15 protein-coding genes and 1 pseudogene are annotated in these 17,424 nt (G+C 70.3%); 8 read left to right on the plus strand and 8 right to left on the minus strand.

All coding sequences use genetic code 11. The features are described 5' to 3' along the window. Positions 1-116: 116 nt before the first annotated feature. The 4 genes and pseudogenes from rlmN to VXC91_RS15020 form a co-directional block, all read left to right on the plus strand. Positions 117-1,220, plus strand: a pseudogene (gene rlmN / locus VXC91_RS15005) (23S rRNA (adenine(2503)-C(2))-methyltransferase RlmN); the annotation flags it as partial. Positions 1,221-1,490: 270 nt separating this feature from the next. Then, complete coding sequence (locus VXC91_RS15010; protein ID WP_329507783.1) at positions 1,491-2,564, plus strand: thiamine ABC transporter substrate-binding protein; 1,074 nt, start codon at positions 1,491-1,493, stop codon at positions 2,562-2,564. Between the two features lie 56 nt (positions 2,565-2,620). Continuing rightward, positions 2,621-4,222, plus strand: a complete 1,602-nt coding sequence (locus tag VXC91_RS15015; protein WP_329507747.1) for an ABC transporter permease — start codon at positions 2,621-2,623, stop codon at positions 4,220-4,222. 2 nt (positions 4,223-4,224) lie between these two features. After that, a complete protein-coding gene (locus VXC91_RS15020; protein WP_329507748.1) occupies positions 4,225-5,256 on the plus strand; it encodes an ABC transporter ATP-binding protein in 1,032 nt (343 codons plus the stop codon). A 148-nt stretch (positions 5,257-5,404) separates the two neighbouring features. Here VXC91_RS15020 and VXC91_RS15025 read toward each other — a convergent pair whose 3' ends face one another. The 6 genes from VXC91_RS15025 to VXC91_RS15050 all read right to left on the minus strand — a co-directional run bounded on the left by VXC91_RS15025 (position 5,405) and on the right by VXC91_RS15050 (position 10,892). Next, positions 5,405-6,136 carry an LAETG motif-containing sortase-dependent surface protein gene (locus VXC91_RS15025; protein WP_329507749.1) on the minus strand — a complete coding sequence of 244 codons (732 nt, stop codon included), beginning with the start codon at positions 6,134-6,136 and terminating at the stop codon, positions 5,405-5,407. 161 nt (positions 6,137-6,297) lie between these two features. Further along, positions 6,298-6,705 (minus strand): VOC family protein, encoded by a 408-nt coding sequence (locus tag VXC91_RS15030; RefSeq protein ID WP_329507784.1) that lies wholly within the window; start codon positions 6,703-6,705, stop codon positions 6,298-6,300. A gap of 124 nt (positions 6,706-6,829) precedes the next feature. Beyond that, positions 6,830-8,074 carry a hypothetical protein gene (locus VXC91_RS15035; protein ID WP_329507750.1) on the minus strand — a complete coding sequence of 415 codons (1,245 nt, stop codon included), beginning with the start codon at positions 8,072-8,074 and terminating at the stop codon, positions 6,830-6,832. After that, complete coding sequence (locus VXC91_RS15040; RefSeq protein ID WP_329507751.1) at positions 8,056-8,790, minus strand: ABC transporter ATP-binding protein; 735 nt, start codon at positions 8,788-8,790, stop codon at positions 8,056-8,058. Before VXC91_RS15040 ends, VXC91_RS15035 begins: the two co-directional genes overlap by 19 nt. A 219-nt stretch (positions 8,791-9,009) precedes the next feature. Then, a complete protein-coding gene (locus VXC91_RS15045; RefSeq protein ID WP_408057390.1) occupies positions 9,010-10,392 on the minus strand; it encodes an aspartate aminotransferase family protein in 1,383 nt (460 codons plus the stop codon). Further along, entirely contained in the window at positions 10,377-10,892 is a 516-nt protein-coding gene (locus VXC91_RS15050) for an Lrp/AsnC family transcriptional regulator (RefSeq protein ID WP_329507753.1), read from the minus strand. Before VXC91_RS15050 ends, VXC91_RS15045 begins: the two co-directional genes overlap by 16 nt. Before the next feature lie 164 nt (positions 10,893-11,056). Here VXC91_RS15050 and VXC91_RS15055 point away from each other — a divergent pair, with 164 nt between their 5' ends. Further along, positions 11,057-12,496, plus strand: a complete 1,440-nt coding sequence (locus VXC91_RS15055) for a gamma-aminobutyraldehyde dehydrogenase (RefSeq protein WP_329507754.1) — start codon at positions 11,057-11,059, stop codon at positions 12,494-12,496. A gap of 450 nt (positions 12,497-12,946) precedes the next feature. Here the strand turns inward: VXC91_RS15055 and VXC91_RS15060 are convergent, their stop codons facing one another. Both VXC91_RS15060 and VXC91_RS15065 read right to left on the minus strand, forming a co-directional pair. Further along, the gene (locus VXC91_RS15060; protein WP_329507755.1) at positions 12,947-14,068 is read right to left on the minus strand and encodes a sensor histidine kinase; all 1,122 of its coding nucleotides are present in this window, start codon (positions 14,066-14,068) and stop codon (positions 12,947-12,949) included. Further along, positions 14,065-14,733: a response regulator transcription factor gene (locus tag VXC91_RS15065; protein ID WP_329507756.1), complete on the minus strand. Its 669-nt coding sequence runs from the start codon at positions 14,731-14,733 to the stop codon at positions 14,065-14,067. The genes VXC91_RS15060 and VXC91_RS15065 overlap by 4 nt, the downstream gene beginning before the upstream one ends. Before the next feature lie 194 nt (positions 14,734-14,927). On the opposite strand from VXC91_RS15065, the gene VXC91_RS15070 reads away from it, so the two are divergent. The 3 genes from VXC91_RS15070 to VXC91_RS15080 all read left to right on the plus strand — a co-directional run bounded on the left by VXC91_RS15070 (position 14,928) and on the right by VXC91_RS15080 (position 17,420). Beyond that, positions 14,928-16,190, plus strand: a complete 1,263-nt coding sequence (locus VXC91_RS15070; protein ID WP_329507757.1) for a DUF418 domain-containing protein — start codon at positions 14,928-14,930, stop codon at positions 16,188-16,190. A gap of 259 nt (positions 16,191-16,449) precedes the next feature. Continuing rightward, positions 16,450-16,812, plus strand: coding sequence for a sortase-dependent protein (locus VXC91_RS15075; RefSeq protein WP_329507758.1), 363 nt, complete (start codon positions 16,450-16,452; stop codon positions 16,810-16,812). After that, positions 16,809-17,420, plus strand: coding sequence for a class F sortase (locus VXC91_RS15080; RefSeq protein ID WP_329507759.1), 612 nt, complete (start codon positions 16,809-16,811; stop codon positions 17,418-17,420). Before VXC91_RS15075 ends, VXC91_RS15080 begins: the two co-directional genes overlap by 4 nt. The last annotated feature ends 4 nt before the right edge of the window (positions 17,421-17,424 follow it).

Raw genomic sequence — 17,424 nt, forward strand, 5'->3', positions numbered from 1 at the left:
TAAACCTTTCCGGCCACACCACTAGCGGCACCGGCGACCTGTGACGACCGCCGATGACGGTCGTTCGGAGCGACAGCCGCAGGTCACCCGAGTGGATCTGCGACACTGGTGAAGCTATGCCTAAGCCCGGAGAACTCACTTTCGTCGCGCCGCGCGGAGCCAAGACGCCGCCGCGGCATCTTGCCGATCTCACGCCCGCCGAGCGCAAGGAGGCGGCCGCCGCGATCGGCGAGAAGCCGTTCCGTGCCAAACAGCTCTCGCAGCACTACTTCGTCCGGTACGCGCACGACCCGGACCAGTGGACCGACATTCCCGCTTCCTCCCGCGCCGGGCTCCAGGAGGCGCTGCTTCCGGAGCTGATGACGGTCGTGCGGCATCTGTCGACCGACGGGGACACGACCCGCAAGACGCTGTGGCGGCTGCTCGACGGGACCCTCGTCGAGTCCGTGCTCATGCGCTATCCCGACCGGGTCACCATGTGCATCAGCTCCCAGGCGGGCTGCGGCATGAACTGCCCGTTCTGCGCCACCGGTCAAGCCGGGCTCGACCGCAACCTGTCCACCGCGGAGATCGTGCACCAGATCGTGGACGGCATGCGGGCCCTGCGCGACGGCGAGATCCCCGGCGGTCCGACGAGGCTGTCCAACATCGTCTTCATGGGTATGGGCGAGCCCCTCGCCAACTACAAGCGTGTGGTCGGCGCCATTCGTGCGCTCACCGACCCCGCGCCGGACGGGCTCGGGCTCTCGCAGCGCGGCATCACCGTGTCGACCGTGGGACTGGTACCGGCGATCCACCGGTTCGCCGACGAGGGCTTCAAGTGCCGGCTGGCCGTCTCCCTGCACGCGCCGGACGACGAGCTGCGCGACACCCTCGTGCCGGTCAACACCCGGTGGAAGGTGCGCGAGGTCCTCGACGCCGGGATCGAGTACGTCGAGAAGTCCGGTCGTCGGCTGTCCATCGAGTACGCCTTGATCCGGGACATCAACGACCAGGCGTGGCGGGGCGATCTGCTCGGCCGGCTGCTCAAGGGCAAGCCCGTCCATGTGAACCTGATCCCGCTGAACCCGACCCCCGGCTCCAAGTGGACCGCGTCACGGCCCGAGGACGAGAAGGCGTTCGTCGAGGCGATCGCCGCGCATGGGGTGCCGGTGACGATCCGGGACACCCGTGGCCAGGAGATCGACGGAGCGTGCGGGCAGCTGGCGGCCGGCGAGCGTGAGGGCGGTAGTCTGACCCCGGTCAGTACATCTTCATATTCCGACAGGGGAGCGCCACAGCGCTGAGAGTGCGGGAGAGCCCGCAGACCCTCTGAACCTCGCCCAGGTCATTCTGGGTAGGAAGTTCGGTCTTCACTCGAGCTGTTGCGCCCTGCTCGGGATCCCGAAAGGGTCCCGTGCAGGGCCGCGTCTCTTCCTGGACACCCCCAGGAGGAAAATTCAGTGAGCATCACCGGTAGGCAGCTCGCGGCCGTGGTCGTCGGGCTGGGCATGGTCACGCTGTCCGCGTGCGGGTCGTCCGGCTCCACGAGCGGAAGCGGCGGCGACTCCAAGACCGTGACCGTGGTCAGCCATGACTCGTGGGCCGCCTCCAAGAGCGTCATCTCGGCCTTCGAGCGGGAGTCCGGATACAAGGTCACGGTCCTCAAGGACGGCGATGCGGGCCAGGCCGTCAACAAGGCGATCCTCACCAAGGACAATCCGCAGGGCGACGTCTTCTTCGGCGTCGACAACACCCTGCTGTCACGGGCACTCGACAACGGGCTGTTCCAGCCGTACGAGGCCAAGGGGCTCGACCAGGTGGGAGCCCGGTTCCAGCTCGACAAGGACAAGCACCGGGTCACCCCGATCGACTACGGCGACATCTGTGTCAACTACGACAAGAAGTACTTCGCCGACCACAAGCTGACCCCGCCCGCCTCCTTCGACGACTTGACGAAGCCCGCATACAAGAACCTGCTCGTCACCGAGAACGCCTCCACGTCCTCGCCCGGTCTCGGCTTTCTGCTGGGCACCGCCGCAAAGTACGGCGATGGGGGCACCTCCCGCTCGAGCGAAGCCGAGAGTGGGGGAGGCTGGCCGGACTACTGGAAGAAGCTCAAGGCCAATGGCGTCAAGGTGGTCGACGGCTGGGAGCAGGCGTACGACCAGGAGTTCTCCGGTTCGGCCGGTGGCAGGAAGGCGGGTGGCGACCGGCCGCTCGTCGTGTCGTACGCGTCCTCGCCGCCCGCCGAGGTCGTCTACGCCCAGCCACGGCCCAAGACCGCGCCGACGGGCGTCGCGACCGGCACCTGCTTCCGCCAGATCGAGTTTGCGGGTGTGCTGAGCAACGCTCACAACACCAAGGGCGCCAAGGCGTTCATCGACTTTCTGATCGGCAGCACGTTCCAGGAGGACATGCCGCTCAACATGTACGTCTACCCGGTGGTCCAGGGCGCGAAGGTGCCGGCCGAGTTCACCGAGTACGGCCCCGCGGCCACGGATCCCGAGACCATGGCCCCGGGCAGGATCGCCGCCAACCGCGACCAATGGGTCAAGTCGTGGACGTCGCTCGTACTGAAGTGACCGAGGCGGCCGAGCCGGCCCCGACGGTCCGGGGGAGCGCGGCGAGGCTCGGGCTCATGGCCCTGCCCGTCGTGTTCTTCGCGGTCTTCTTCGCCTACCCCGTCGCCGCGATCGTCGCGCGCGGTCTCCACGTCGACGGGGCCTGGCGGTTCGGGCGTATCGCGGACGTACTCGCACAGTCCGACATCCGGCATGTGCTGTGGTTCACCAGCTGGCAGGCGCTCGCCTCCACCGCTCTCACGCTGGTCGTCGCGCTCCCCGGCGCCTATGTCTTCGCACGCCTGGACTTCCCGGGCAAGCAGGTGCTGCGGGCCGTCGTCACGGTCCCGTTCGTGCTGCCGACCGTCGTCGTCGGCACCGCGTTCCTGGCGCTCGTCGGACGCGGCGGTCTCCTCGACGACCTGTGGGGTCTGCGGCTCGACACGACGGTGTGGGCCATCCTGCTGGCCCATGTCTTCTTCAACTACGCGGTCGTCGTCCGCACGGTGGGCGGTCTGTGGGCACAGCTCGATCCACGCCAGGAGGAGGCGGCCCGTGTGCTCGGCGCCTCCCGCCTCGCTGCCTGGCGGAAGGTGACGCTGCCCGCGCTGGGCCCGGCCGTGGCGGCTGCCGTTCTGCTGGTGTTCCTGTTCACCTTCACCTCATTCGGTGTGGTGCAGATCCTCGGCGGCCCCACCTTCTCCACGCTGGAGGTGGAGATCTACCGGCAGACCTCGGAGATCTTCGATCTGTCCACGGCCGCGGTGCTGACGCTCGTCCAGTTCGCCGCGGTGGGCGCGATCCTGGTCCTGCACGCCTGGACCGTGCGCCGCCGGGAGAGTGCGCTGCGGTTGGTCGACGCGTCCCTCACGGCGCGCAGGCCGCGCGGGGCAGCCCAGTGGGCGATGCTCGGCTCGGTCCTCGCCACGGTGGCCGTCCTGCTCGTGCTGCCACTCGCCGTTCTCGTCCAACGGTCCCTCGACGCCCCCGGATTCGCCTACTACAAGGCGCTGACGCACGACGGCGGCGGTACCTTCCTGGTCGCGCCGATCGACGCCATCGGCAACTCGCTCCGGTACGCCGCCGTGGCCACGGTGATCGCCGTGCTGATCGGGGCGCTCGCCGCCGCGGGCCTCGCCCGGCGGGACGCGGGGCGTCTCGTCCGGGGATTCGACGCGCTGCTCATGCTGCCGCTGGGCGTATCGGCCGTGACCGTCGGCTTCGGTTTCCTGATCACCCTCGACAAGCCACCGCTGGACCTGCGCGGTTCCTGGATCCTGGTGCCGCTCGCCCAGGCGCTGGTGGGCGCCCCCTTCGTCGTACGCACCATGCTGCCCGTCCTGCGGGCGGTGGACGAACGGCTGCGGGAGGCAGCCGCCGTGCTCGGGGCATCGCCATGGCGGGTGTGGCGGGAGGTCGACCTGCCGATCGTACGGCGGGCGCTGCTGATCGCCGCCGGGTTCGCCTTCGCCGTGTCATTGGGCGAGTTCGGGGCGACCGTGTTCATCGCGCGGCCCGACCATCCGACGCTTCCGGTCGCGGTCGCGCGCCTGCTCGGACGGCCCGGCGATCTCAACTACGGCCAGGCCATGGCCCTTTCGACGATCCTGATGGTGGTGTGCGCGGTGGCGCTGCTGGTCCTGGAGAGGCTGCGACCGGAACGGACGGGAGAGTTCTGACCATGCTCAGGCTTGAGGGAGCGACCGTGCGCTTCGCGGGACGCGCCGCGCTCGACGGGGTCGGCCTGGAGGTCGCCGAGCACGAGATCGTGTGTGTGCTCGGACCTAGTGGCAGCGGCAAGTCGACGCTGCTGCGGACCGTGGCCGGGCTTCAACCTCTGGACTCCGGGCGGGTGTTTCTCGACGGCCGGGATCTGGACGGGACGCCGGCGCACCGGCGCGGCGTAGGGCTGATGTTCCAGGACCACCAGCTCTTTCCCCAGCGGGACGTGGGCGGCAACGTCGCCTTCGGGCTTCGCATGCGCGGGGCTGCACGCCGCGAACAAGAGGTGAAAGTCCGGGAGTTGCTCGACCTCGTCGGGCTGCCAGGGGCCGCACGCAGGGCCGTGGCCTCGCTCTCCGGCGGGGAGCAGCAGCGGGTCGCGCTGGCCCGCGCCCTCGCGCCCCGGCCGCGGCTGCTGATGCTGGACGAGCCTCTGGGGCAGCTCGACCGGTCGCTGCGCGAGCGCCTGGTCGTGGAACTCCGGGGACTCTTCGGGCGCTTGGGCACGACCGTCCTCGCCGTCACCCACGACCAGGGCGAGGCCTTCGCACTCGCCGACCGGGTCGTCGTGATGCGCGACGGGCGGATCGCCCAGTCCGGTAGTCCACTTGAGGTGTGGCAGCGCCCCGCGGACGAGTTCGTCGCGCGCTTCCTCGGGTTCGACAACGTGGTGGAAGCGACCGTCACCGGCCAGGCCGCGGACACGCCGTGGGGGAAGCTGCCCGTCCCGGAGGGATCACCACAGGGCCCGGGCACGCTGCTCGTCCGGCCCGCAGGCGTACGGCTCGTGGACGTGTCCGACGGACTGCGCTGCACCGTGGCCGCACGCACCTTCCGCGGAACCCATGTCGCGGTGCGCCTCCAGCCCGGGCAGGCGCCCGGGTTGGAGGCGGCGTGCCCGCTGCGTGCCGCACCGGAACCAGGGGACGAGGTCGGAGTCGTCTTCGACGCGGCCGAAATCGTCGTCCTCGGAGATGCTTCCGGCGCCTAGTGCTGTGGCCGGAGAGGTCTGCCGGGCGTCGCGAGCCGGTGAACCTTTCCGGTCGCAGCACTGGCGAGGCGCCGCACGTTCGGGCACGCACAAAAGGCCCGCCCCGGCAAGGGGCGGGCCTTTTGCGCGTACGTGCCCTGAGGAGGCGTCAGCCGACCTTCGAGGCGCTGCGACGGCGCATGCCGAAGAACACCGCGCCACCGCCGATGACGACCAGGCCGCCGGCGATACCGGCGATCATGGGCGTACTGGAGTCGGCGCCGGTCTCGGCCAGGTTGGAGGTGCCGGCCGCGGGCGAGGGGGAGTTGTCCCCGGCGGGAGCCGGAGCCGCGCTGTCCGACGCCGACGGAGCGGCGGACGTGGACGGAGAGGCAGGCGCCGACGGGGTCTCGGAGGCCGGCGGCGTCGTCTCGGAGGTCTGGCACGCCTTGTCCGGCGTGGTCAGGTTCGGCGAGATGTCCTCGTCGACGAGGTGGTCGACCTTGACGTGCACGCGGTACTGGGAGTTGGGCGCCCAGTCCTCGGAGAACGTGACGGTCGCGCCCTCCTTGCTGCCGCTGACGGTCTTCTCACCGATCTGCTTGGCGTCCGCGCCGTTCGACTCCAGGTAGACCGTGATGGTCGCCAGCTTGCCCGAGGAGTCGATGTCCTTGACGGTGATGATGCCCTTCCCGTTGTCGTCGCAGGACGCGACGGCCGAGAAGTCACGGATGTTGCAGGCGAGCGCGTTTCCGGCGGCTCCGAGCGCGAGCGCAGCGGAGGCGGAAGCGACGCCGAGGATGCGCACCGTTCGAGCGGTGCGGGAGGATATGGACACGATTGCCCTTCGCGGGATGCGCAACTGCGGGGGGTTATGGGGGCGTTGCTGAAACAACAGCATCCCCAAGAGGCTCACAGGTCTATAAGGGGCGGGTAAGTGCTGTCAACGCCGATGTCCGGCATGACCGTCGTCTTTGCCTGCTCATTAACCATTGAGGCGTTTGAAAACCGCGGACATGTCCTCAAGTCCCCCGCAGCCGCGCTCCGTTCGGCGATGCCGCCTCAGCCCTGCACGGCCGCCGGATCCATCCACATGACCTCCCACGTGTGGCCGTCCAGGTCGTCGAACGCGCGGCCGTACATGTAGCCGTGGTCGGTCGCCTCCCGGCTGCCCGAGCCGCCCGCTGCGAGGGCCCGGTCGACCAGCTCGTCGACCTTCGCGCGGCTTTCGGCGCTCAGACAGATCAGCACCTCGCTGGTCTTCGTGGCGTCCGCGATCTCCTTCTGTGTGAAGTCGGCGTAGCGCTGCTTGCTCAGCAGCATCGCGATGATCGTGTCACTGATGACGACGCAGACGCAGTCGTCCGTCGTGAACTGCGGATTGATCGTGTAGCCCAGCTCCGTGAAGAACTTCTTCGACGCGTCGACGTCGGCGACGGGCAGGTTCACGAAGATCATTTGCTGGTATATGAGTGTTCTCTCCCAGATACGTCCGGTCCTTGCGGAGAGGTGGACCGCGAACCGTCGCGAAACTCATCGCCGCCGGTCTGGGCAATTCTCCCGGGCTCTGCGTCCGGCCCGGGCCCCGGCCCTCTCATCGGGCCAACGGCATCGCTGCCAGCTCCGCGACCGCCCACGTCACCGGCACGAACACCACCACCAGCGCACCCGCGCGCAGCAGTGCCGCGGTGCGCAGCACCGTGGCCGGCGCGCCCAGCCGCACGAGCGCGGCGATCGTGTCGGCGCGTGCCTGTCGCGTCTCGACCGCCGCCGTTGCCAGCGTCGCGAGCGCGCAGCCCGTCACCAGCACGGCACCGACCACGGTGAGCGGCCCGAAGGACGGGCGAGCTCCGCCGTACAGCGCCGCCGTCGCGTACGCCGCCGACGCCACCGCGCAGACCACCCCGAGCGGCCGTCCGATCCGTCGCGCCTCCTCCTGCAGACCACGGCCGGCGAGCAGTCGTACGGCGCCCGGACGTACGGTCTGCAGCAGCGAACCGCACAGATGGGCGAGCGCGGGCCCGGCCAGCGCCAGCCCGAGCGCGGTCAGCGCCCAGCCCGCCAGCACCCCGACGGGACCGCCCGCTAGGCCACCCGGAAGGTGGAGACCCTGTTCCTGGCCGCCCCTGCTCGCGTGTGTCTCCACGGCGAGCCCCGCCGCGAGTGTGGCCACACCCCAGGGGAGGCCGCCCGGGGCGGGCCGGGGAGCGAGAGGCAGGTCCGGCACGGACGCCTCGCCGGGGGAGCCCGGGGCCAGGTCGTCCTGGACGTCCTCGGATGCGGCGGTCTGTGTGCCGTCGCCCGCCTGCCCGGCACGCCGCGGTCGTTCGCTCCTCGGACGCAGGGCCAGGGCGCTCCCCAGCGATGCGGTCAGCGGCACCAGCGCGAGGAGAGTGAGCACCGCGGGCAGCGGCAGGGACTGGTCCGCGGCGAGGAACCCGGCGGCCGCGCGGTCCGACGGCACGACGGGCAGATCACCGCGCAGGTGCAGGAAGACCAGCAGCGCGAGCAGGGAACCGAGCACGGTCGACAGGGCCGTGGTCACCGTCGAGAGGGCCATCAGCCGCGCCGGGCCGAGGCCGATCGTCGCCAGACCCGACCGCGGGCGGGTCCCCGGGTCCGTACGGGCGACGGCGATCGCGAGGTACACCGCGGCGGCCGTCGGCACGGCGCACCAGGCCAGCCGCAGCGCCGAACCGGCCGACGCCTCCGGATGTCCCAGCGCGTACCCCAGCGTGCACAGCAGCAGGAAGCCGGTGCCCGCCGACGCCGCCGCGACCAGAAGCCGCCGGATCTGGACCAGGGGATGGGCCCCGCGCGCTAGACGGAGAGCGAGCATGGTGCTCGGCCTTCCTCGGGTACGGGCGGCAGATGAACGGTACTGACCTGCCGTCCGTCCAGCAGGGACATCGTGCGGTCGGCGACGGCCACGGCGTCGGCCGGGTGGGTGGCCAGCACGACCGTGATGCCGTGCGAGCGGGCCGCCGCGGTGAGCGTGCGCAGCACCTGGACACCGTCGGCGCGGTGCAGCGAGGCGGTCGGCTCGTCCGCGAAGAGCACGGTCGGGCATGAGGCGAGCGCCCGGGCGACGGCGATCCGCTGCCGGTCGGCCTGGGGCATCTCGTACGGGCGCTTGCGGGCGCAGCCGCCGACGTCGAGGCGCTCCAGCCATTCGAGGGCGCTGGTCTTGGCCCGGCGGCGGCCCGTGCCCCGGAGCATCAGCGGCAGGGCGGCGTTCTCCCAGGCATTCAGCTCGGGCAGGAGCAGGGGCGCCGGATCGATCCAGCCGAACCGGTCCCGGCGCAGCCGCTCCCGGGTGATCGGGCCCATCGTGTGCACCGGTGTGCTGTTGAACCAGACCTCGCCCCGCTGGACGGGCAATAACCCCGCCAGACACTGGAGGAGGGTCGTCTTGCCGCTGCCGCGGGGGCCGGTGACGGCGAAGATCTCGCCCTCGCGTACGCCCAGTGAGACACCGCAGAGCGCGGGCGAGCCGTTGTGCTGGAAGTGCAGGGCGCGTGCCCAGAGCACGTCGTTGTCCGGCGGGGTCACCATCGCGTACACCTCGGTTCAGATCCGTTGTCCCGTGCCGATCCCCGTCCGGGGGACCCGTTCGGGGGAACGAAGGCAGAAGCGATCGGTCACATGGCACGCTAGGCAGACTGCGCCGGAAGCCGCGGACAGCGACGGCCCCGGACCGCCGTTTCTCACTCCAACGGGCGGCACGGGGCCGTTCTTAGATCATCCAGAAGGATGATCGGGGCCTCGTGTGGCTCAGAGCTTGGTCCACGCCTCCGTCAGCGTCGCGCGCAGGATCTGCTCGATCTCGTCGAACGTCTTCTGGTCGGAGATCAGCGGCGGGGCGAGCTGGACGACCGGGTCGCCGCGGTCGTCGGCCCGGCAGTACAGGCCGTTCTCGAACAGCGCCTTGGACAGGAAGCCGTACAGGACGCGCTCGGTCTCCTCCTCGTCGAAGGTCGCCTTGGTCGCCTTGTCCTTGACCAGTTCTATGCCGTAGAAGAAGCCGTTGCCGCGGACGTCGCCGACGATCGGCAGGTCGTGCAGCTTCTGCAGGGTCGTCAGGAAGGCGGCTTCGTTGTCCAGCACGTGCTGGTTGAGCTTCTCGCGCTCGAACAGATCGAGGTTGGCGAGGCCCACGGCCGCGGAGACCGGGTGCCCGCCGAAGGTGTAGCCGTGCAGGAAGGTGTTGTCGCCCTTGTAGAACGGCTCGGCCAGGCGGTCGGAGACGATGCACGCGCCGATCGGGGAGTAGCCCGAGGTCATGCCCTTGGCGCAGGTGATCATGTCCGGGACGTAGTCGAACTTGTCGCAGGCGAACATCGTGCCCAGGCGGCCGAAGGCGCAGATGACCTCGTCCGACACGAGCAGCACGTCGTACCGGTCGCAGATCTCGCGGACCCGCTGGAAGTACCCGGGTGGCGGCGGGAAGCAGCCGCCGGCGTTCTGCACGGGTTCCAGGAAGACCGCGGCGACCGTGTCCGGGCCCTCGAAGAGGATCTGCTGCTCGATCTGGTCGGCCGCCCAGCGGCCGAAGGCCTCGGGGTCGTCACCGTGGATCGGGGCGCGGTAGATGTTGGTGTTCGGGACCTTGTGCGCGCCCGGGACCAGTGGCTCGAAGGGGGCCTTCAGGGCGGGCAGGCCGGTGATGGACAGGGCGCCCTGCGGGGTGCCGTGGTAGGCGACCGCACGCGAGATGACCTTGTGCTTGGTGGGCTTGCCGACCAGTTTGAAGTACTGCTTGGCGAGCTTCCAGGCGGTCTCGACCGCCTCGCCGCCGCCGGTGGTGAAGAAGACCTTGTTCAGGTCGCCGGGCGCGTGGTGGGCGAGACGTTCCGCCAGCTCCACGGCTTTCGGATGGGCGTACGACCACACGGGGAAGAACGCCAGCTCCTGAGCCTGCTTGAACGCCGTCTCCGCCAACTCGGTGCGACCGTGGCCCGCCTGGACGACGAACAGACCGGCGAGACCGTCGAGGTAACGCTTGCCCTTGTCGTCGTAGATGTAGGTGCTCTCGCCCCTGACGATGGTGGGGACGGGCGCGTTCTCGTACGAGGACATGCGGGTGAAGTGCATCCACAGGTGGTCGTACGCGGTCTTGCTGAGGTCCTTTGTGCTCACGGCTATCGGGTTCCCCACATGTAGGTCTGCTTCTTGAGCTTGAGGTAGACGAAGCTCTCGGTGGAGCGCACTCCGGGCAGGGCCCGGATGCGTTTGTTGATGACATCCAGCAGGTGGTCGTCGTCCTCGCAGACGATCTCCACCATCAGGTCGAACGAGCCTGCGGTCATCACCACGTACTCGCATTCCGACATGGCGGTCAGCACGTCCGCGACGGACTCCACGTCGCCCTCGACGTTGATCCCGACCATCGCCTGCCTGCGGAAGCCCACGGTGAGCGGGTCCGTGACGGCGACGATCTGCATCACGCCCTGGTCGAGCAGCTTCTGGACGCGCTGACGTACGGCCGCCTCGGAGAGGCCGACCGCCTTGCCGATCGCTGCGTACGGCCGGCGGCCGTCCTCCTGGAGCTGCTCGATGATCGCGAGGGACACGGCGTCCAGTTGGGCACCGCCGTTCCTGAACTCGCGGGAGTCCTTCTGGTCTGCGCTTCGACTGGCCACGACGTCACTGTGCACGACGTCTCGATAGTTTCGCAAGGCGGGATCGATGAAATTCGTTGTCTATGTGAGAGAAGCCTGCGGATTTCGCAGCCATGGCGGGATCAGGGCTGTTGAAAACGTCGGGCCACGGATTAGGGTGGGTGTCTCAGCGATTGGACACCGAACTTGGAGGCCCGGCAGTGAGCACCGAGCTGCGTCGTCTGCGCAATTACATCGACGGCGAATTCCGTGACGCCGCCGACGGACGGACCACCGAGGTGGTCAATCCCGCGACCGGTGAGGCGTACGCGACCGCCCCGCTGTCCGGGCAGGCGGACGTCGACGCCGCGATGGCGGCCGCCGCCGCGGCCTTCCCGGCCTGGCGCGACACCACGCCCGCCGAGCGCCAGAAGGCCCTCCTGAAGATCGCCGACGCGTTCGAGGAGCGCGCCGAGGACCTGATCGCCGCCGAGGTCGAGAACACGGGCAAGCCGATCGGGCTGACCCGCTCGGAGGAGATCCCGCCGATGGTCGACCAGATCCGTTTCTTCGCGGGCGCGGCGCGCATGCTCGAGGGCCGCTCGGCCGGCGAGTACATGGACGGTCTGACGTCGTTCGTCCGCCGTGAGCCGGTCGGCGTCTGCGCGCAGGTCGCGCCGTGGAACTACCCGATGATGATGGCCGTGTGGAAGTTCGCCCCGGCGCTCGCGGCGGGCAACACCGTCGTCCTCAAGCCGTCCGACACCACCCCGGCGTCCACGGTCCTGATCGCCGACATCATCGGCTCGATCCTGCCCAAGGGCGTCTTCAACGTCATCTGCGGCGACCGCGACACCGGCCGCATGATGGTCGAGCACCCCACCCCGGCCATGGCGTCCATCACCGGCTCCGTCCGCGCGGGCATGTCGGTCGCCGAGTCCGCGTCCAAGGACCTCAAGCGCGTCCACCTGGAGCTGGGCGGCAAGGCACCGGTCGTCGTCTTCGAGGACACCGACATCGCCAAGGCCGTCGAGGGCATCTCGGTGGCGGGCTTCTTCAACGCCGGCCAGGACTGCACGGCGGCCACCCGCGTCCTCGTCCACGAGTCCATCCACGACGAGTTCGTCTCCGCGCTCGCCAAGGCCGCGTCCGAGACGAAGACCGGTCAGCCGGACGACGAGGACGTGCTCTACGGGCCGCTCAACAACCCGAACCAGCTCAAGCAGGTCTCCGGCTTCATCGAGCGCCTGCCCGCACACGCCAAGGTCGTGGCCGGCGGTCACCAGGTCGGCGACCAGGGCTACTTCTTCGCGCCCACGGTCGTCTCGGGCCTCCTGCAGGACGACGAGATCATCCAGAACGAGGTCTTCGGCCCGGTCATCACCGTCCAGTCCTTCACGGACGAGCAGCAGGCCATCGAGTACGCGAACGGTGTCGAGTACGCCCTCGCCTCCTCGGTGTGGACGAAGGACCACGCGCGGGCGATGCGTCTGTCCAGGGCCCTCGACTTCGGCTGCGTGTGGATCAACACGCACATCCCTCTGGTCGCGGAGATGCCGCACGGCGGCTTCAAGAAGTCCGGCTACGGCAAGGACCTGTCGGGGTACGGCTTCGAGGACTACACCCGGATCAAGCACGTGATGACGTCGCTGGACGACTGAACGACGTATCCGCAAGTGTGCGGCCCGGACGGACAACCCTCGTCCGGGGCCGCGCACTTGCGGTGGGAGGTGCGACCGGTCCGCCGTTCCGCACCGATCGACACGGTGCCGGATTCCCGGGAAGGGGCTCGGCGCCGCGTCGGTTGTCGGGACGCGGAAGCCGACGGAATGCCGCCCGGATGCACCGTCCCGGGGAGGGTGCGGAACTCCGGGCCGACTTGCTGATGATCCCCGACCCGGCCCGCCACAAGGCGAACGCCGAGCGACCGGCACCATGGTGTCCGGCCGGCACCGAGGGAGGCCAGGACCCGCAGCGGGGTTCCGTCCCTGAACGCCGCGATGTCCTCGACGGCGTCCCGGTAGAACACCTCGTGCGTGGAGAGCGGTTCGCGGGGCTCATGTCGCCCGGTTCCGAGGGGCGTGATCCCGTTCGCCTGGGCGTCCCGAAACCTACTCGTGGTTCGGCCAGTCCTCGGCCGGCAGTTCCAGATGCAGCCTGTAGCCGCCGTCGGCCGTGGGTCCGCTGTCGATGGTGCCGCCGAGCAGTTCGGCGCGTTGGCGCAGGCCCACAAGGCCGTGGTGGGCGCTGGGCAGGGCGAGTGCGGGGCGGGTGGGGGCGGTGTTCGTGACGATGGTGTGCAGGGCGCCGGCGCCATGGTGGATCCGTACGGTCGCCCTGGCACCGGGGGCGTGTTTGCGGACATTGGTCAGGGCTTCCTGCACCGTGCGGTACACGGCGCGCTGCATGGTGGGTGGAAGGTCGTCGGGCAGGTCCGTCTCCAGTTCCGCTTCGATGCCGCTGCCGGCGACCAACTGACGCAGGTCGGCGAGGGACGGCTGAGGGGTGAGCTCGGTACGACGGCCGCCGGAGGCGCGCAGCACGCTGACCATGTGCCGCAGTTCGTCCAGAGTCTGCACGCTGAGCTGCCGGATGGTGGCCGCGGCCCTTCTGGTCTCCGAGTCCCGGCTGCCCACCTGAAGTGCTCCGGCCTGTACGGCGATGAGGCTGACCTGGTGGGAGACCACGTCGTGCATCTCCCGGGCCAGCTGCGCGCGTTCCTCCGCCAGCACGCGCTGGTCGGTCAGGAGCCGTTCGTGCTCGCGGGCCTCGGAGATCTCCGCGAGTCGTAGGGACAGTTCGCGTCGGGCCTGCACGAGCTGGCCCAGGAAGACGGGGGCGGCTGCGGTGGCCAGGGTGTAGATGAGCTGGATCAGGCTGGGGGTCCGGGTGAGTTCTGCGGGCCGCACGGACGACCACGGCCAGGGCAGGAAGTCGCAGGCCGCGAAGGCCAGGGCGCAGCCCGCCAGCAGCACGCGGCGACGGCTGAGCGAGGAGAGCGTGTACAGCGCGGCGATGGTGGCGAACACCGCGTCGGTGACCAGGGCGGTGGGGAGCGTGAGCACAAAGGTCGTCAGTGGCAGACGGCGACGCAGGGTGAGAGCGAGGGCGGCGAGCAGCGCGCAGGCCATGGCGACCCGGTCTCCGATGTCGACGTAGACCCATGTGTCCGCGAGGGCGGCTCCGACGAGGGCGCCGTCCACGAGAGGGGCAGGCAGTCGCCCGAGGTTCATCGGGTGTCCCCGTCCTGCGGTGGCGAAAGCAGCCCCGCGCGTTCGGCGATCAGGGCCGCCTGGACCCGGCTGCTGACCTGCAGCTTGTTCAGTACCGCGCTGACGTGGCCTTTGACCGTGCCGGTGCTCAGGTGCATCCGGTCGCCGATGTCGGTGTTGGCGAGTCCTTCGGCCATGAGTACGAGGACGGCACGCTCGCGCTCGGAGAGCCGGGCGACGAGGCGGACGGCCCGGGGCTCGCGCACGCCCCGGTCCAGGTAGGCGTCCACCACGGTGCGGGTGACCTTGGACGACAGCACGGTCCCGCCCTGGGCCAGCGTGCGTACGAGATGGGGAAGCTGTTCGGGGTCGGTGTCCTTGAGCAGAAATCCGGCGGCCCCCGAGCGCAGGGCGGTCGCCACGTACTCATCGGTGTCGAACGTGGTGAGCATGGCCACCACGGGCGGGTCCGGCATGCGGCGGAGCTCGGCCAGAATGGTGAGCCCGTCCACGTCCGGCATGCGGATGTCCAGCAGCACGAGGTCGGGACGCAGCTGCTGGACGGTCGGGACGGCCTGGCCGCCGGGGACCGCCGCGACGACCTCGATGTCGTCCGCCGCGTCGAGGATGTGTGTGAAGCCCGTGCGGATGAGGGCCTCGTCGTCGACCACCAGTACCCGGATCACGTGCGCTCCGCTCGTCGCATGCCCTCACTTGGATGCGTACCCCGTCACGGCCGTCCGTGGCGGGGCCGGATGCGGGCGCCGTCGGCCGGCGGCCGCATCCGGCCGGTCGGCGGGGGAACCTTCGGCCGGTCGGCGGGGTGCCTTCGGAAAACCGTCGGGGTGGCTGGGGCGGGAGGTCGGCCAATCCTGATGGCATGACGCAGAACGCATTGTCGGCCGCGCCCGCAGTGGCGCCTCACCGGCTCGAGGCGGACCGCACCCGCGCCGTTGCCGGCACGCCGTCCATGGGGCGGCTGATCGGTATCGACCTGGCGCGCGGGCTCGCGGTCTTCGGCATGTACGCAGCCCATGTCGGTCCCGATGTGACGGTGGGCGGGCCGGTGGGTTTCCTGCTGGAGCTGGCGCGGGGGCGCTCCTCCGCCCTCTTCGCGGTGCTCGCCGGCTTCTCGCTGATCATCATCACCGGCCGTCCGCTTCCTCGAACCGGTCGCCCCGGCCGTCAGGCCATGGTGAGGATCATGATCCGCACCGTCGTCATCGGGGTGCTCGGCTATGGCCTGACGGCCCTGGGCACCTCGGTCGACGTGATACTCAGCTTCTACGCGCTGCTCTTCCTGGTCGTCCTTCCGCTGTACCGGCTGCGAGCGGGGGCGCTCGCAGCCGTCGCCGCCACGGGCGCGGTGATCATGCCCCTGGTTCTGCACGCGATCCAGGCCTCGATCGAGGACGGGAACTGGGCACAGTCCGTCATCGACCGGGACCCGCTGGCCCGGATCACCGGCACGGACGGCATCGTGGAGCTGCTGTTCACCGGGTCGTATCCGGTGCTCACCTGGATACCGTTCCTGGTCGCGGGCATGGCGCTGGCCCGGCTCGACCTCACTCGTCCCGGCATCCGGTCCCGGATGGCCCTGACCGGCGGTGTGCTCGCCCTGCTCGGTTACGGAGGGTCCTGGCTGGCCCTGCACCTGGTCCCGCACGCCCTCACGGCCGTCGCGGCCGCCACGGACGGCGGTTCGGCGTCGTCCGCATGGTGGTCCGACACCGTCGGCGAACCCGGAAGCCACACCCCGCTCGCGTGGTTGCTGGTGGCCGTGCCGCACAGTCAGACGACGTTCTCCATCGTCGGCAACACCGGCGTCGCCGTCATGGTGGTGGCCGCGTGCCTGACCGTCGCCGACAGGCTGCCGCGCCTCACCCGCCTGGCCACACCCGTCGCATCGGTCGGCAGGATGGCACTGACGGTCTACGTCCTGCACATCGTCGCCCTGTGGTTCTTCAGCGACGTCTGGTACGTGGCCCTGATTCAGGACGAGACCATGTCCGCGCTACCGGTACTGCTCGGCTTCATCGCGTCCGCCGCGCTCCTGGCGAGTGTGTGGGCCTGTTTCTTCCGGCGTGGCGCCCTGGAGCACCTGCTGCACCTGGCCACCCGGCCCGCGGGCTACGTCAAGTAGACGACGACGGTGCGCGCCCAGCACCTGACGCAGGTCCGCCGACCCCGGACGGGCCGGCGCGGGTGGTCCGGGCGGGCTCCGCCACCCGCACGACCGGCGCCGCGAACCCCTCGGCGTTCCGGGGAAACCGGGCCGCCGCATGGCGGCCCGGCGACTTTGCCGTCTCTTTACAACCCGCTCCTGCGCTGCCTCGTCTCTCCGCTCGATCCGCAACCCAGCCCGCCGAGAACCGGGCGGACCGACGAAAGAGAGCGATTCGATGCGCCGAACTGTCCTCACTGCCGTGGCACTCGGGAGCACCGCCGTGCTGGCGAGCACCATGCCGGCGTTCGCCGACGGGCCGAGCCCGGTCCCCACGACCCGCCCGAGCGCAGCCGCCTCGGCCACTCCGAGCCCCGCCCCGGCCACCCGCTCCGCGGCCCCGAGCGCGCAGCCGACCCGGGCCCCGGCGCGAGGCCAGGTCTCCGTCGTACCCAAGGGCGCGCCCGACACCGGTGTGACGGCGGCGTCCTCGCAGTCCGGGGCCGAGGGCGGGCTGATCGGCGGGGGCGCCGCCGCGATGCTCGTCGCGGGCGGGGCGGCGGTCTTCGTCGTCCGTCGCCGCCGGGCGACCGGGGCATGACCCCGCTCTCCAGGCGCGCCTTCGTCACCGCTGCGCCGGCCGCACTTCTCGTGGGCTGCGGCGGCCACCCGGCCCACCGGGCCACGGCCGCACGCCCCGTGATCACGCCGTCGCCTCCGCCGGCCGCCGCGAGGGCGGCGCCCGCCCTCCGGCGTTCGGCCCCGGTCAGGCTGCAGATCCCGGCCATCGGGATCGACACCCCGGTCATGCAACTGGGGCTGGCGCCGGACGGCAGCGTGCAGGTGCCCCCGGTCACGGCGGACGACCGGGCGGGCTGGTACCGGCACTCGCCGACGCCGGGCCAGGTCGGCCCGTCGGTCGTCCTCGGGCATGTCACCGTCGGTGCCTACGGGGACGGGGTGTTCCGGGACCTCGCGCGGCTTCACCGGGGTGACCGGATCGTGGTGCGTCTGGAGAACGGTACGGCGGCGGTGTTCATCGTCGGCGTCGTGCGGACGGTCGCCAAGGCCGACTTCCCCGTGGAGGACGTCTACGGGGACGTGAGCCGTCCGGAGCTGCGGCTCATCACGTGCGGCGGCCCCCGCACCGGCGACGGCTATCTCGACAACGTCATCGTCTTCGCCGCGCAGAAGTCCGCGAGCCCTTGACCCT

Source organism: Streptomyces chiangmaiensis, assembly GCF_036281785.1.
Taxonomy (GTDB): domain Bacteria; phylum Actinomycetota; class Actinomycetes; order Streptomycetales; family Streptomycetaceae; genus Streptomyces; species Streptomyces chiangmaiensis.

What these genes read in the sequence shown, in the direction of transcription:
- VXC91_RS15080 (WP_329507759.1), top strand. Translation starts at nt 16,809, where the DNA reads ATGACCCCGCTCTCCAGGCGCGCCTTCGTCACCGCTGCGCCGGCCGCA.
- VXC91_RS15075 (WP_329507758.1), top strand. Translation starts at nt 16,450, where the DNA reads ATGCGCCGAACTGTCCTCACTGCCGTGGCACTCGGGAGCACCGCCGTG.
- VXC91_RS15035 (WP_329507750.1), bottom strand. Translation starts at nt 8,074, where the DNA reads ATGCTCGCTCTCCGTCTAGCGCGCGGGGCCCATCCCCTGGTCCAGATC.
- VXC91_RS15070 (WP_329507757.1), top strand. Translation starts at nt 14,928, where the DNA reads ATGACGCAGAACGCATTGTCGGCCGCGCCCGCAGTGGCGCCTCACCGG.
- VXC91_RS15020 (WP_329507748.1), top strand. Translation starts at nt 4,225, where the DNA reads ATGCTCAGGCTTGAGGGAGCGACCGTGCGCTTCGCGGGACGCGCCGCG.
- VXC91_RS15025 (WP_329507749.1), bottom strand. Translation starts at nt 6,136, where the DNA reads ATGCTGTTGTTTCAGCAACGCCCCCATAACCCCCCGCAGTTGCGCATC.
- VXC91_RS15040 (WP_329507751.1), bottom strand. Translation starts at nt 8,790, where the DNA reads ATGGTGACCCCGCCGGACAACGACGTGCTCTGGGCACGCGCCCTGCAC.
- VXC91_RS15060 (WP_329507755.1), bottom strand. Translation starts at nt 14,068, where the DNA reads ATGAACCTCGGGCGACTGCCTGCCCCTCTCGTGGACGGCGCCCTCGTC.
- VXC91_RS15015 (WP_329507747.1), top strand. Translation starts at nt 2,621, where the DNA reads ATGGCCCTGCCCGTCGTGTTCTTCGCGGTCTTCTTCGCCTACCCCGTC.
- VXC91_RS15010 (WP_329507783.1), top strand. Translation starts at nt 1,491, where the DNA reads ATGGTCACGCTGTCCGCGTGCGGGTCGTCCGGCTCCACGAGCGGAAGC.